Consider the following 14650-nt stretch of genomic DNA (forward strand, 5'->3'; position numbering starts at 1 on the left):
ACAACTCAGGGCATTTGCATCGATGGGAAAATTCACTCTGGAAATATGAGTGATAAAACTTATAATGTAGATAATCTGGAACGTGCCGTTGAACTTAAATCTCTTTTTAAAAGAGATGAAAATCCTTTTTTCTATATCGCAGATAGTGCTGCATTTACAAAAGATTTTTTGCAAAAGGCTCGCACCCTTGAGATGGACGTCATTACACGTATGCCAGATAATATTTTAGAGTGTAAACACGCCATTGAAAAAGCGCTTGATCAACTCGAAGAATTAACAGTTTTCGAGATACCTTCTTCAACCACGCCATCAATCTATCGAATCCTCTCAGATCAGTGTGTATATCAGGATATACCACTTAATATGGCGGTCTGTTATTCTCAAAAACTTGAAAAAACTAAGAGTGAAACAATTAAAAAACGTGTTTTAAAAGAACGTGAAGACCTTGAAAAACAACTGAAGTTATTATCAAAACGACCATTTGCATGTCTTGATGATGCGTTAATCGAAATGGATGCTTTTAATAAACGAACGCTTAAGAAAAACAAATATCACACAATTTCTCTTGAGTCTAGCGAAGAAACCATTAAGAGAGCTGGCCGCCCTAGTAAAAATCCAGAATTAAACACAACAAGAAATGTATACAAAATTCTTTATGAAATAAAACAAGAAACAGCTGTGATTGAACGTGCTATAAAAGAAGAATGTATCTTTGTAGTCGTTTCAACCAATCTAGACTTTAGCGGATATGATATTTTGCGCGAGTACAAAACACAAGGTGCTGTTGAACGCAAATTTCAGTTTCTGAAGTCCCCACAGTTTGTAAATTCATTATATGTTGATTCACCAAGACGCGTTGAATCTTTGGGGTACTTAATGCTCATTCTAATGCTTGTTTTAAGTGTTGGCGAATACGTTGTTAGAAGAGAAATGAACAAAGAATCTGCTACCATTATTGGTCCTGGAAACAAGAAGATGACAAGACCCTCTTTGATTGCTATTTTTCGTATTTTCTATTCAGTAGAATCGGTAGCGATCAATATAAATGGCAAGCTACACCGAGGATTAACTCAACCCTTGATGCCCAATGTCAAATCTGTAATGAATTATTTAGGAATACCCGAAGAAATTTTCATCCGTGGCTAAAAATAAAAACCATAAATTAACTATTGGGGATGTACGACACGTTCAGCGGACTATGCGTTGTATCGTGTACTTCCCGTAAACGACATCATAAGGGCGATGATTGCACAATTTTTGCACTCTAACGATCTAAATTTTAAATTCATTAACATAAGATTTAAGGGTTTCACTATTCGTCTTGACGGTGTCGATTTCAGTTGTTACACGATCTGAGACAATAACGATATCGTTGATATTTCCAGCCACTTCAGTAACGCCACGTGCACTTTCACCAACTGTAATGGCAATATTGCTAATCGCTTCAGTGACTTCACTCACAGAGACTTTCATAGATTCCATCGTCATGACGAGGTCGCCGAACATGGTGTTGAGATCGTTTGCATCTTTATTGTATTGATCACCAAGATTTAAGAGTTGATCGTAATCTTTAAGCACCTTGGATTCAATAAAATTGATGAGTTGATTTGCATTATTCGCCAGTTCGTTGACGGAAGTGATGACGCCGCCAGTAACCTTTTGAATCTCATTAGCAGATGTTTGACTTGTAAAGGCCAACTTTCTGATTTCATCTGCGACCACGCTAAACCCTTTACCAGCTTCACCAGCGCGGGCAGCTTCAATGGCAGCGTTAAGCGCTAAAAGATTTGTTTGCTCAGCAATGCCTAAAATTGAATTGGAGAGCAAGTTGATTTTCTCAACTTCTTTTGATTTTTGAATTGAAACAGATAAAATATTTTTGGATGTCTCATATAGAGAAATTGCATCTGATTTTGCTTTTGTTGAGGAAGATTTAACAGCTTCAGAGCGCACTTTGATTTCTCCGGCAAATGACATCCCGTCATGCGCCTTGGTCACAACATCAGAAATCATTGAGTCAATGGTCTGAGTGGTGGCATCAATTTCTTCAGTAGAGGCACTTGTCTCTTGCATACTCGCAGAAAGTTGTTCGACACTAGCGGATATATTTTCAATGTTATCGTTGAGGCGTTTCATTTGACTTGCAACTTCTATGGAGAGCGTTTCAAGCCCATCTGCATTTTGATCAATATCGGTGATCATGCCATGGATTTTTTTAGAGAATCCGTTGAAGGCGTGCGCAAGCACTTGGAATTCATCATTTGCTTTTAAGAAAATTTGTTTTGTAAGGTCATTGTTATCAGTGGCCCCAATAAGATCAGTCGTCAATTGTTTTAAAGGTTTTGTTATGGAACGGTAGATGAAAACAGAGGATATAAGTGAAACGACGACACCGATTATTAAAGCAAGGTTTGCCGTAGTACGTGTGGACGTACTAATTAATTCAACGAGTCCATTTTGATCAGTGACGATTTCGGCACTTGTGATTTTAACCGCATCAACAATACGAATTAAGGTGAATTTTTGAAAGGTCAACGTGCTATCCACTGTAAAAAGACGGTTGTTGAAATGCGTATAATTGTTGAGATCTTGTGTTACAGATTGAATTGTGGAGGAATCGCCAAGATCATCGAGTTTATTGGCGATAGAAAGCATACTGGTCTGTATTTTTTTAGTATCACCTGTTAATTTCACAAGTGTATCCTTATTACCAGTTATGATGTAATCCTTTTCCAATATACGCAACTTATTGATGGACAATTCGATTTCAATGCCGTCAGAAAGTGTTGTGTACAAGCGTTCAATCTCTAATGGATCGGTGAATCCTGCTTCACTCTTTAAAAGTAAATTGGCTTTGAGTTCTGCTTTTAATTTTCCAATGGCAGAAGTCGCTTTTAGAGCACTTTTGCTTAATTCTTCTATTGCAGCTTGACGGTCTTTTTTAAGCGTGATGTACTTGTTGAATTCAATTTCATAGTCATTGATAAGTTTTTCAATATTAGAGATTTTGGTGAGGGTGAGTTCATTTTTCTCATGAGATTGAATCTCTAAAATGAAATCTTTTGCAGCGCTGAGCTCAGTTGCAAGGTGATTTAACTGCTCATTATCCCCAGTGAGTTCATATTCATTTTGATGATAGAGTACGTTATCTATATTCTTAACGATACTGTGAACCAGTGTATTAGTTTCAACGATATTATTCAAATTGATAATACCACTAATCGTGAAAAGCAATGAAGCGACAATAATAACAAATAAAATGGCATAGCTTGTAAGTAATTTAACGCGTACATTTAAAAAAGATGTTTTTTGGGTATTATTTTGGTCCAATCTTGTTCTTTTTCGAAAAGGCAGTTTAATGCTTTTTCGATTTTTCTTTGGAGATTTTGTTTTTTTTGGATTTTTTTCTTTTTTTACAAAGCCCATTTTGACCTCCTACAGTTTATCCTATGGCTGATAGTTGAGTTGATTCTCTTATGTGCCAAGGTATGTATTAAACCTGCACCTCCTACATTATAAAACAAAACAAACAACAATTAAACATTATATTATATTAATGTTTAAATCAGAGGTGGTTAATGTAAATATTTTAGCATAAATTATTGAGAATAGGGTAAATAATATATAAGGAAATCATGTGATTGGAATGTAGGTGACTACAAAAGGTAGCACGTAACAGTATGGAGGTGTTATTATGCTAGAGATGAAAAAAATTGAAGTGGGTAAAGAATTGGTGATCCAAAGAAGGGTAACAGAGGAAGATACATCACTAAAGTATGGTAGCGGTAAAATCGAGAATCTTTTTGCAACCCCTAGACTGGTGGCATTGATGATTGAGGCGAGTTCTATGCTCATTGATAAAGCTTTACCAGAAGGTTTTATATCTGTTGGGAAGCATGTTGAAGTTGATCATTTCAAACCAACAATGCTAGGCGGAATGGTCTCTGTAACTGTAACTGTAGTAGAGGCAGATGAATCAAGGATTGTTTTGAGTATGGAAGCTTATGACGAGATTGGCAAGATCGGCGAGGGGACGCATGTTCGTTTCGTAGTCAATCAGGAAAAGCTGCAAGAAAAAGCATCCCAAAGAGAGGCAGAGATTCATCCATTGTAAATTATATTGAATTTAATGCTTGAGAATATCAGGCGTAATTGCAAAATATCAAAAAATAAGATAATATTATAACGAAATGATTTGTGAACATCACAAATCATTTTTTTCGATCCAATAACGGGCGTACAAATGCAAAGAAAGTGGGATTGGGTTAAAATTTGAGCGAAAAGAGGGATTATATGAATTATTTTGAAGACATAGAAGCTATAATCTTCGATTTAGATGGCACACTTGTGGATTCAATGTGGATATGGAAACAGATTGACATTGATTTTTTAGAGAAAAGGGGTTATTCATTGCCTGAAGATTTACAAAAGAGCATTGAAGGCATGAGTTTTACAGAAACGGCAGCTTACTTTATAAAACGGTTCAATTTAGCCGAAACACCTGAGGCCCTAAAATTGGAATGGAATGAGATGGCGAATCATTTTTATGCAAAAGAAATCAAACTTAAAGAAAACGTTCATTTGGTTATAGAATATGCCCTTAGACACAACATCAAGTTGGGTATTGGGACAAGCAATTCAAAAGAACTCTTGCAAGCGGTGTTAGAGGCCAATGGCATTCGATCAGCCTTCAATAGTATAAGAACATCTTGTGAAGTTGCTTCTGGTAAGCCAAGTCCAGATATTTTTCTTAAAGTGGCGGAAGATTTAGGGGTTTCGCCAGAGCGATGCTTGGTTTTTGAAGATACACATGCCGGTATCCTTGCTGGGAAAAGTGCAGGGATGAAAGTCGTTGCCATTTATGATGCTGTATCTGAACCCTATGCTGAAATCATAAAGGAAGATGCAGATCATTATATTTTTGATTATACAGAAATTATGGCATAAAGAGATATCCTTAAATAGGAGGATATCCTCATTTGCTGTGAATATGATATATTTTAATATCTTCTTCCAGAATCATGCTGATAATTCTATCCCGAGTGATTGGATAGCCATAGTAGTGCCCTTGCACATATTTGTAATCAAAATATTTTAAATAACTCAAGTGTGTATCACTTTCTATGCCTTTGATGATAACCTCAATATTGAGTTCGTGAATGATATCGATAAGTGCCTTGAGGATGCTGTGGTTGTTGCCATGCTCGTGAAAAAAGCTGATGTCAATTTTTAAAAAATCAATGGGCAGTTTTTTTAGATAATTCAGCGATAGGTATTCTTTGCCGAAATCATCTATAATAATTCTAAAGCCAAGTGTTCTTAGAGCAATCACTTGAGATAAAATATCATCAAAGTTATTTTCAATCATAGTTTCACTTATTTCTAAACAGATGGTACTTGGATCTGTTCTTTTTTCATTCAAAATCACTTCAATATCTTGGATTACAATTGCATTAAGGAGTTCTTTGGATGAAAGGTTGAATGAAATATAAGTGGAATCGTCAGATATATTGACAATATTGTTGAGATCACAAACTTCATTGAATACAAATCTTTGAATGGATGCCATTAGATTAAGTTCTTTTGAAATAGGCAGAAATGTACTCGGAGAGATATTGCCTAAGTTACTTTGCCATCTGAGCATGGCTTCAATAAATTGAACTTTGTTTGTCCTTATATTATAAACAGGCTGATAGTGAATAGCCAATTCGTCATTGTAGACGGCCTTTTGGAGTTCTTGTTGTAATTGTCCAATGTAATCTGATTTTTTCTTTGTATCTTCATCATAGTATGCAAATTGATTTTTTCCAGCATTTTTAGCAGCATACATTGCCATGTCCGCACTTCCAATCAATTCATCATACGCATTTCCATGAAAAGGTGCAATGGCTATCCCCATGCTAAAAGTCATGTGAAATTCATGATCTCTTATATAAAGCGGTTTCCTAAAACTGATAAACAGTTTGTTCGCAAGGAAGTCAATGGTATCTTGCTCGTAAACGCTATCTGCTAATATGATAAATTCATCCCCGCCAAAGCGATAAACTTTACCATACTCTGCGATGCTGTTCATCATTCTTTCGGAGATATGGATAAGCATTTCATCTCCAAAAGTATGCCCAAAGTGATCATTAACATGCTTAAAATTGTCAAAGTCTATGAAAAAAAGAGCCCCTTTTATGACGTTCTGAGAAGACTGAATCAGCATCTTTTGCACATCTAACTTTAAAGTATGCCTATTAGGGAGATGTGTTAAGCAATCATAAAAAGCATAGTCTTCTATGGTTTTTTGCTTTTTTATGAGGCTCTCTTTTTGAGACTCCAATAGATTGCGTTGGTTGATCAGCTCCTCATTTTGAACTTTCAATTCTTCTTCTGAAGCACTTAAGGTCTCATATAACGTGTAAAGTTCATCTGATTTTTGGATAAGCGCTTTCTCCACATTTTTACACCGAATGATATAATAGAGCAAATAGACAACAAAAGCGACGATCAGAGTGAAAAAGAGGATCGCCAGAAGGATCAGATCAAAGTGAATTTCTACAAAATCAAGTGAATTAGAAGTCGACATAAACAAGCCTCCTGTTATATATTTATCATTTATACCCATGGGATGGTTTGATAAATCATTTTGATTAAAGCTTGTTATTAAGGTCAAATCTTTGATATAATCAAAGTCGAATTTAAAATTTGAAAGGATGTTGATTTTGAAAAAAGGCGATGAAATAACGATCAAAATTGAAAAAATGAAGTATCCCAATATTGGAATTGGATTTTATGAGGATAAAAAAATTCATGTGAAGCATGTTTTAGAAGGTCAGACCATTCGATGCAGGATTAGTAAGAATAGAAGTGAAAAGCGAGAGGCAAGATGCCTTGAGATAATTGAAAGTAGCCCCAAAGAACAAGATTCATTTTGTGAACATTATGGTCTTTGTGGGGGGTGTTTGTTTCAGACGCTTTCAGCAGAGGGACAACTTCAAACAAAGCATGATATGGTAAAATTGCTCTTTGATGAAGCAGGCCTTATGATTCCATTTGAGGGTATATTGGCAAGTCCACAGATTTTTGAATACCGCAATAAGATGGAGTTTTCATTTGGAGATGAGACTAAGGACGGCCCATTAAGATTGGGGATGCATAAGAAAGGCAGATATCACGATGTTGTGAATGTGGATCGGTGCCATCTGATTGATGAAGATTATAGGGTTATATTGAGAAGTATTTCAGAATATATGATCGAAAACCAAATGCCTAAATTCAACAAAAACACATTTATTGGTTTTTTAAGGCATTTGGTCGTTCGTAAAAGTTATAAAACGGGTGAAATACTAATAGGGCTATCGGCATCAACACAAGCTATTGATGATCAGGGCACTCTATTTGATACAGATGCTTTTGTGAAAATGCTAATAGAGTTACCGCTTAAAGGCAAAATCGTGGGGATTCTCTATGTTAAGAATGATGGCATCAGTGATATGGTACAAGGCGAATATGAGGTCTTATTTGGCCGGGATTATTTGTATGAGAAGCTATTTGAGCTAACCTTCAAGGTTTCCTTCTATGCTTTCTTTCAAACGAATACAGAAGGCGCAGAACGGCTATATGAAGCTGCACTGAATTTGATTCCAGATTTAGAGGGCAAAGTTGCTTTTGATTTGTTTAGTGGCACTGGAACCATCGGCCAAATCATGTCAAAGCGTGCTCAGCAGGTTATCGGTATAGAAATTGTCGAAGATGCAGTTAAATCTGCCAAAGAAAATATGAAATTAAACGAGATTCACAATTGTGAATTCTTATGCGGTGATGTCTTTAAAGTATTAAATGAAATATCAATATCGCCAGATGTCATTGTGGTAGATCCCCCTAGGAGTGGTATGGGAGAGAAAGCTTCTGTGAAGGTAGCCAGTTATGGGGTTGATGAAATACTCTATATCTCATGTAATCCCAAGTCTTTACTCGAGGACATCATCGTTTTAAAAAGACAGGGGTATGGTGCTGAAAAGATTTTACTTGTGGATATGTTTCCATGGACGGGTGCCGTGGAAAGTATATGCCTATTACGCAAAGTTTCCAATACTTAGAGGCACTTAAAATGGAATGAAATTGGCGATTTGTCTACATTTTGCCGACGTTTTGCCAACGCAATTTTGATGCGTTTTGACAAAACCGTCTCAAAGAGAACCCCCTCTGAAATAGATACTTGACAAGTCTATTTCAGAGGGGGTTCTTAGCCGTTAAAATGTTGTTATTGTTGAGCGGGCACTAAAATTTTCTGCCCAGCCACAATTGTATTTTTATCTTTGAGTTGATTGAGCTCTAAGAGGGCCTCAATTGTCGTATTGTATTTGGCCGCTATTTTCCAAAGGGCATCATTTTCTTTAACAGTATAAGTGATGTTTTGAGATGTAGATGTTTTTTTGGCAAGTGTTGCTTCGAATTCATCCACTAATTCTCCGAAGTATACCAGTAAGTTATCTACTGGAGCGGATGAGGTCATATCAACGCCAGCTGTTTTTAGGATATCCACAGGATAATCAGAACCACCAGCAGCTAAGAATGTTAAATATTGTTCAGTAGCTTGAGGTTTGTTGTGGAGGATGTTGTTCACAAGCTCGTTTGCAGCCGACATACTGGTTGCGTATTTGTATACATAGAAATTCATATAGAAATGCGGAATTCTACTCCAACCTGTTTTAGCGACATCATCTACAGTATAGTCAGGACCGTAATATTTAGTGATGAGTTCTAACCAGAGCTTATTTAAGTAATCTGCGGATAAAGCTTCACCTGCTTCAACTTTTTCATGAATGGTCTGTTCAAATTCAGCGAACATAACTTGGGTGTAGACTGTGCCTCTGATGTTATCAATTTGCATGTTGAGAAGGTAAAGTCTCTCATCATCTGATTTTGCATTTTTAATCAAGTAATCCATTAACAAAATTTCATTAGCAGTTGAAGCCACTTCAGCGGTGAAAATCGGATAATCCGCATTGAGATAGTTTTGAGCTTTATCAGAGTATACTGAGTTAATCGCATGGCCCATTTCATGTGCTAACGTGGAAACTGAATCAAGACTGTTGTCATAATTGAGAAGAATATAGGGATGTGTACTGTAATTGCCCCAATTATATCCACCCGTATATTTATGATTGTCTTCATAGACATCTAACCAGTTGTTTTTAATACCACTATCGAAGGTTTTGATATAATCTGCCCCTAAAGGTGCTAGAGCAGTTTGTATAGTCTTAACGGCATCGTCATAGGACATTTCAAAATTATAATTATCAACAAGAGGCACATAGCAATCATAGCTGTGAAGTTCGTCAAGGCCCATTGCTTTTTTTCTGACAGTATAATATTTATGCAAATAAGATAAATTATCATTGACGGAGTTTACGAGATTATTATAGATAGATTTTGGAATATACTCGGCGTCAAGAGAAGCTTCTAAAGCTGAATTATAGCCACGTGCTTTTGCTAAAAATATATTTTTTTTAACTTCAGCATTCATGGTTGCAGCGATCGTGTTGATAGTGGTATCGTAAGAAGAAAACTTAGCGTTATAAGCTTTTTCGCGTAGTGTGCGGTCATTTGACTCTATAATATTAGAGTAAGTAGAGCCGTTGAGCACAATTGTGTCGCCGTTTTCATCCACAATTTCTGGTTTCACATAATCGGCAAGAGTGACTTTGTCATAAATATCTTTTGGTGAACCTGTTGTTTCAGAAGCAAGTGCCAAGATTTTTTCCTCTTCGGAAGAAAGCACATGTGCTTTCGCTTTAAGAAGTTTGTCAAGCGTCATTTGATAAGGCGCCATTTCCGGTAGTGCCATGAAATTACGAATTACTTTTTCGTCAAGTTTAAGAATTTCAGGTGTCACAAATGAAGTTGCACTTTGATATGCACCGTAAGTACTATCTGCTATACCGGCCATTTCTGTAGCTTCAGAGTTATCTTGGTTGAGATCCATAACAAGATATGGATACATGTAGACATTGGTTAAAATGGTTGAAGTTTCGATATCAAGTTTAAAGTAGGCAATGATGTTTTCAGCGGTATTCAGTTTACCTTCATACTCCGCAAGCTTTGGAATGTATGTATCATTTAAAAGCTTGACATCCTTTTCAAAAGCACTACGATCTGAATAAAGATCTGTTAAATCCCATTTGTAAGCATCAGAGGCATCTTCTCGAGTGGGTATATCTAGTGCAAATGAGAAGCTTTGACTAAAGAGCATAAGTGTGATCAATAAAAGTGATAATAAGCGTTTTGTCTGTTTCATATAAATCCCCCTAAAAATAAATTTTACATATAAAAAAAATTATATGATAATTATATCCTAGCATTTTATTACAAAAAGTTCAATAATTAATATTAATTTGTTAAAAATCACAAAGCCGAATATTTATATAAAGACGGTTGCCAACTTTGACTTGTGACACCCGAACGGTATAATTGAAAAATTCTATTGAATAAATGGATATATTTTGCTAAGATTAGTTCAGTCATGATAAGGAGTGAATTATTTGAATCGCAGTTTATTATTGATTATTGGATCGCCGTTTACAGCTTGGTTTCCTCTTCTGTTCGGTGCGAAGAAAATCATAAAGGAATCTACAAAAATCGTATTACATCCCGTTAACCTCGGGGTAATCGGTTTATTTTTTTGCGCCATCTTATCTGCCGTCTACAATCGAGACGCACGTTCTTTTTTTGCGAGTTTTATTTTGTTACTGTATCTTGTTCTGATAAGATGGGTGGGGAATGAGCTCGTGAGCTTTGAAAGGATACATCGTTTTTTAAGAGAAGTATGGGTTTTGTCTTTGATTCCTGCAATACTGGGCATTGTAGAGAAAATCATTTCAACTCAGATGGAAATGACTTGGTTTGTAAAGTTGTTTTGGAATCCAACCTATTTCCCAACGATGGGCACTTATAGAATTATGAGCACATTTGGCAACCCTAACGTTGCTGGAGATTGGTTTGGTATGATGTCGCTTCTCAGTTTTTATTTTCTAGAACACTGTGGGTATGGTAAGAAAAAATTGATCATTGCAGGGAATGTTCTTTTTTTATGTAATTTGATCCTAACGGGGTCAAAGGGGGCAATGACGGCATACATGCTTTCAGCCTTCGTTTTTGCGATCCTCAAACACAGCAAAAATACATGGAAATTTTTAGTGGTTTTTTCGGGGATATCTATCTTGGGGATGGTCACCTTTTTTAATCTCTTTGAAACCTATAATTCACGTGATTTGATTTGGAAAGGGTGTATTGAAATCATAGCTAAATCCCCAATTTTCGGATGTGGTCTACTGGGGATTTATCCACGACTTCATGAAGTCCATGGTCATAACTTGTTCATTTCTATAAGTGCGAGTTTAGGTATTTTAGGATTATTGGTGACCTTGTATTTACTTTTTTATCTCGTGAGAACGCTTTGGGCACTTAATTGTAATAGAGTTAGAATGGTGCCTATTTTAACCAGCTTACAGTTTTTTTTATGGGCACACAGTATGGTGGATTTTACAATTTTAACGCCCCAAATTGGCCTATTCTTTTTTGGAACATGTGCAGTGATAACGAGATTCGGAGCTGTATTTTTAGATCAAAAGTATCCTCGAATAGATATAGCAATCCATACTAAGCGCCATGGGTTTAAACTCAAACCCCGAAGAACAATCTCTTAAAAGTTAAATTGAGTATTAAAGCTATAAAGGCCTGTTAATCCACCCGTGTGAATAAAAAGTATGTTTTGAGAATCTTCAAAAGTGCCTTTTTGTAATTCTGTATAGAGGCCCCTAAAAGCTTTTCCTGTATAAACAGGATCTAAGATGAGCCCTTCAAGAACAGCGATTCTCTTTATGAATTCGAGTTCAGAGGGTTGCGCTAACGCGTAACCAATCCCCTCATAATCGCCGATGATGTGGATTTCATCTTCGCTAAAAGGGGCTTCGTAATTCATGATGGAGAGAGACTCTCTGACAATTTTAGAGATTTCTGATTTGAAATAATCTGGAGTCGATGAAATGTTAAAGCCTATGATTTTTTTAGCGCTATGATCCAAGAGATTTCCAAGAAAGAGTCCTCCGTATGTACCACCCGAACCAACAGCGGTAACAAGGGTATCGAACTGAATGGACAGAGCCTCTTCTTGCATTTTGATTTCTTGAAAACAGTTGTAATAGCCAAAAGTACCTATGCCATTTGAGGCGCCCATGGGAATAATATAGGCGGTAATGTCTTTTTGCTTATATTCGGATTGGAGCTTTTCCATAAAACTCAAGTATTCTGTGTTGAATCGTTCTGGCTCTAAATAGGATATTTGTGCCCCCATGATTTCATTTAGAAGAAGATTGCCTTGAGGATGATCTTGTTTATTGCCTCTGAGGACAAGGTGGGTTTTTAAACCTAAATGATTGGCAACTGCTGTGGTGGCTCTTGCGTGATTGGACTGTAGTCCACCACAGGTGATAATTACTGAAGCGCCTTGTTGAATGGCTTCATGCATAGCGTATTCGAGCTTTCTAATTTTATTGCCAGACCATTCATTACCAGTAAAATCATCGCGCTTGATGTAAATATTTTTGTTGAGCAATTGAGAGAGTTTATCGAGCTTTTGAATCGGTGTTGGGGTGTTCGCAACGGCTATACGGGATGGAATATTCATAGTAACCTCCTTGTGATCGTATAATGCAATCTCTTTAATGCTATTATTTCATAATAAGTACGAGACATCAAGTCATGATTGAAAGCTAAAAGTATATTGACACGAATAAGATCGTTTGTTAGAATGGGTTAAATAAAATTCGAATTAAAGCTATAGAAGAGAAGAGTAGCGATGTGGGGAGAAAAAAGCGAGAGAGCGTTGGTGTGAGGCTCTCATGAAACCTTATTGTGAAAGACATCTCGGAAGTGTCACCTTGAAATGAGTAGGGGTGAACGGTTATCCTCCGTTATAGGGACCTAAGAATAAATAGGATGGCACCGTGAAACCTTCACTCCTTTGGACGTGAGGGTTTTTCTATTTAAACCAAGGGTGGTACCGCGTTAATTCGCCCCTTGAGCAGACGTGCTCAAGGGGTTTTTGGCATTATAACCCTTGAGGAGATGTCCCCCACTTCTCTATGTGGGGGTTCATATGCCTAATTCAGTGGGAGTCCAAACGCCCACTGAATGCAATCCGATAGGATTGTGCAAGTGTTACGAAGGTAGCGAAGCGGACTGAGTATACGCTTTGATATGGATCTACTTTAAGGAGGTCAAACATGCGAGTTCTATTATCAGAACTAAAAAACAATAGTGGTGAAAAAGTCTTGGTCAAAGGGTGGGTGCACCGTATTCGATTGCTAAAATCAGTTGCTTTTATCGTTTTACGTGATCGTTCAGGGCTTGTTCAATGCGTTTTTGAAGGTAAACCCGAATGGATAAAAGGGTTAAAGTTAGAGACCGTTATAGCAATAGAGGGCATAGTGTGTCCTTCTAAAAATCAATATCAGTTATTTGAAATACAAGGTGAACTTTTAAAAATAGAGAGCGAAGTGACTGAAAATCTTCCGATTCAAATCAATGGAGCGCTTTTAGACATCAATCTTGAAACGGTACTTAACAACAGAGTGCTTTCTTTAAGACATTCTCAGAATCAAGCGCTTTTTAAACTTCAAGCTCTGATTGTAAGTGCGTTTAGGAAATTCTTGGAAGAAAATGATTTTTTGGAGATGTTCACCCCTAAAATCGTCAAGGAAGGCGCTGAAGGGGGCGCAGAAATATTTAAGCTCGATTATTTTGGAGAAACCGCTTATTTGGCACAAAGTCCTCAGTTTTACAAGCAAATGATGGTGATTTCAGGATTTGAACGCGTTTTTGAAGTGGGCGCCGTATACCGAGCAGAGCAACATAGCACGAATAGACATCTTAACGAATACGTGAGTATGGACTTTGAAATAGGTTTTATAAAAGATGAATATGAAATAATGGCTTTAGAAGAAAAGCTTTTGCAATTTATGTTTCATACACTTCTGGAGAAAGGAAGCCAGTACCTTGAAATTTTAGAAATTCAATGTCCAATTGTACCGGAGATCATCCCTAAAATTAAAATGTCTGAGGCCATCGAAATTCTGAAAATGCACTATCAAAGACATGATCTTGAAGATGACCTCGATCCACAAGGCGAAAGAGAAATAGCGGCATATGCCAAATCAAAATATGGGAGTGAGTTTGTTTTCATTACCCATTATCCTAGACATAAACGGCCTATGTATACAAAATGCTATGAGGACAGTGATGAGACCCACAGTTTTGACTTGCTCTTTAGAGGGCTTGAAATCACAACGGGTGGACAGAGAATTCACCAAAAAGACGTCTTGATCAACAGCATGAAGATGAAGGGCTTAAATCCAGACCTTTACTCAAGCTATTTAGAAGCCTTTAAATATGGTGCACCCGCACATGGGGGCTTAGCGATAGGGCTCGAAAGACTAACCGCTCAAATCGTGGGCTTAAACAATGTCAGGCTGGCCTCTCTTTTCCCAAGAGATCAACAAAGGCTTTTGCCGTAAATCATTTCTTGTGTAAAACAACTTTATTTGGTTAAATAGTAAGTGAAGGTATTTTGGATAGGCGCACTGAAGTTTATTGAAACTGTGAG

10 protein-coding genes and 1 other annotated feature are annotated in these 14650 nt (G+C 36.9%); of the genes, 6 read left to right on the forward strand and 4 right to left on the reverse strand.

Going from position 1 to position 14650, the window contains the following annotated elements; genetic code table 11:
• Positions 1–1146 (forward strand): IS1634 family transposase (locus F3D3_RS10495; protein ID WP_069873723.1); only part of this gene is annotated, 1146 nt, incomplete at its 5' end.
• Between the two features lie 126 nt (positions 1147–1272).
• Here F3D3_RS10495 and F3D3_RS10500 read toward each other — a convergent pair.
• Positions 1273–3426 carry a methyl-accepting chemotaxis protein gene (locus tag F3D3_RS10500; protein ID WP_069873725.1) on the reverse strand — a complete coding sequence of 718 codons (2154 nt, stop codon included), beginning with the start codon at positions 3424–3426 and terminating at the stop codon, positions 1273–1275.
• A 268-nt stretch (positions 3427–3694) separates the two neighbouring features.
• Here F3D3_RS10500 and F3D3_RS10505 point away from each other — a divergent pair, with 268 nt between their 5' ends.
• Together F3D3_RS10505 and F3D3_RS10510 are read left to right on the forward strand one after the other, a co-directional pair.
• Positions 3695–4114 carry a thioesterase family protein gene (locus tag F3D3_RS10505; RefSeq protein ID WP_069873727.1) on the forward strand — a complete coding sequence of 140 codons (420 nt, stop codon included), beginning with the start codon at positions 3695–3697 and terminating at the stop codon, positions 4112–4114.
• 179 nt (positions 4115–4293) lie between these two features.
• The gene (locus F3D3_RS10510) at positions 4294–4947 is read left to right on the forward strand and encodes an HAD family phosphatase (RefSeq protein ID WP_069873729.1); all 654 of its coding nucleotides are present in this window, start codon (positions 4294–4296) and stop codon (positions 4945–4947) included.
• A 28-nt stretch (positions 4948–4975) separates the two neighbouring features.
• Here F3D3_RS10510 and F3D3_RS10515 read toward each other — a convergent pair whose 3' ends face one another.
• Positions 4976–6571, reverse strand: coding sequence for a bifunctional diguanylate cyclase/phosphodiesterase (locus F3D3_RS10515; RefSeq protein ID WP_069873731.1), 1596 nt, complete (start codon positions 6569–6571; stop codon positions 4976–4978).
• A gap of 136 nt (positions 6572–6707) precedes the next feature.
• Here F3D3_RS10515 and rlmD point away from each other — a divergent pair, with 136 nt between their 5' ends.
• On the forward strand, positions 6708–8084 hold the full coding sequence (gene rlmD, locus F3D3_RS10520) for a 23S rRNA (uracil(1939)-C(5))-methyltransferase RlmD (RefSeq protein ID WP_175438345.1): 1377 nt from the start codon (positions 6708–6710) through the stop codon (positions 8082–8084).
• 164 nt (positions 8085–8248) lie between these two features.
• On the opposite strand, the gene pepF is transcribed toward rlmD, so the two are convergent.
• Complete coding sequence (gene pepF / locus F3D3_RS10525; RefSeq protein WP_069873735.1) at positions 8249–10285, reverse strand: oligoendopeptidase F; 2037 nt, start codon at positions 10283–10285, stop codon at positions 8249–8251.
• Between the two features lie 244 nt (positions 10286–10529).
• Here pepF and F3D3_RS10530 point away from each other — a divergent pair, with 244 nt between their 5' ends.
• A complete protein-coding gene (locus F3D3_RS10530) occupies positions 10530–11693 on the forward strand; it encodes an O-antigen ligase (protein ID WP_069873736.1) in 1164 nt (387 codons plus the stop codon).
• On the opposite strand, the gene F3D3_RS10535 is transcribed toward F3D3_RS10530, so the two are convergent.
• On the reverse strand, positions 11690–12673 hold the full coding sequence (locus F3D3_RS10535; RefSeq protein WP_069873738.1) for a 1-aminocyclopropane-1-carboxylate deaminase/D-cysteine desulfhydrase: 984 nt from the start codon (positions 12671–12673) through the stop codon (positions 11690–11692). The genes F3D3_RS10530 and F3D3_RS10535 overlap by 4 nt on opposite strands.
• 144 nt (positions 12674–12817) lie before the next feature.
• Positions 12818–13069: a binding site (T-box leader), on the forward strand.
• Between the two features lie 202 nt (positions 13070–13271).
• Here F3D3_RS10535 and aspS point away from each other — a divergent pair.
• Complete coding sequence (gene aspS / locus F3D3_RS10540) at positions 13272–14561, forward strand: aspartate--tRNA(Asn) ligase (protein ID WP_069873739.1); 1290 nt, start codon at positions 13272–13274, stop codon at positions 14559–14561.
• The last annotated feature ends 89 nt before the right edge of the window (positions 14562–14650 follow it).

It is taken from the genome of Fusibacter sp. 3D3, assembly GCF_001748365.1.
Taxonomy (GTDB): Bacteria; Bacillota; Clostridia; order Peptostreptococcales; family Acidaminobacteraceae; genus Fusibacter_A.

Coding starts and splice junctions, on each gene's coding strand:
- F3D3_RS10500 (WP_069873725.1), bottom strand. CDS start 3,426: ATGGGCTTTGTAAAAAAAGAAAAAAATCCAAAAAAAACAAAATCTCCA.
- F3D3_RS10505 (WP_069873727.1), top strand. CDS start 3,695: ATGCTAGAGATGAAAAAAATTGAAGTGGGTAAAGAATTGGTGATCCAA.
- F3D3_RS10510 (WP_069873729.1), top strand. CDS start 4,294: ATGAATTATTTTGAAGACATAGAAGCTATAATCTTCGATTTAGATGGC.
- F3D3_RS10515 (WP_069873731.1), bottom strand. CDS start 6,571: ATGTCGACTTCTAATTCACTTGATTTTGTAGAAATTCACTTTGATCTG.
- pepF (WP_069873735.1), bottom strand. CDS start 10,285: ATGAAACAGACAAAACGCTTATTATCACTTTTATTGATCACACTTATG.
- F3D3_RS10535 (WP_069873738.1), bottom strand. CDS start 12,673: ATGAATATTCCATCCCGTATAGCCGTTGCGAACACCCCAACACCGATT.
- aspS (WP_069873739.1), top strand. CDS start 13,272: ATGCGAGTTCTATTATCAGAACTAAAAAACAATAGTGGTGAAAAAGTC.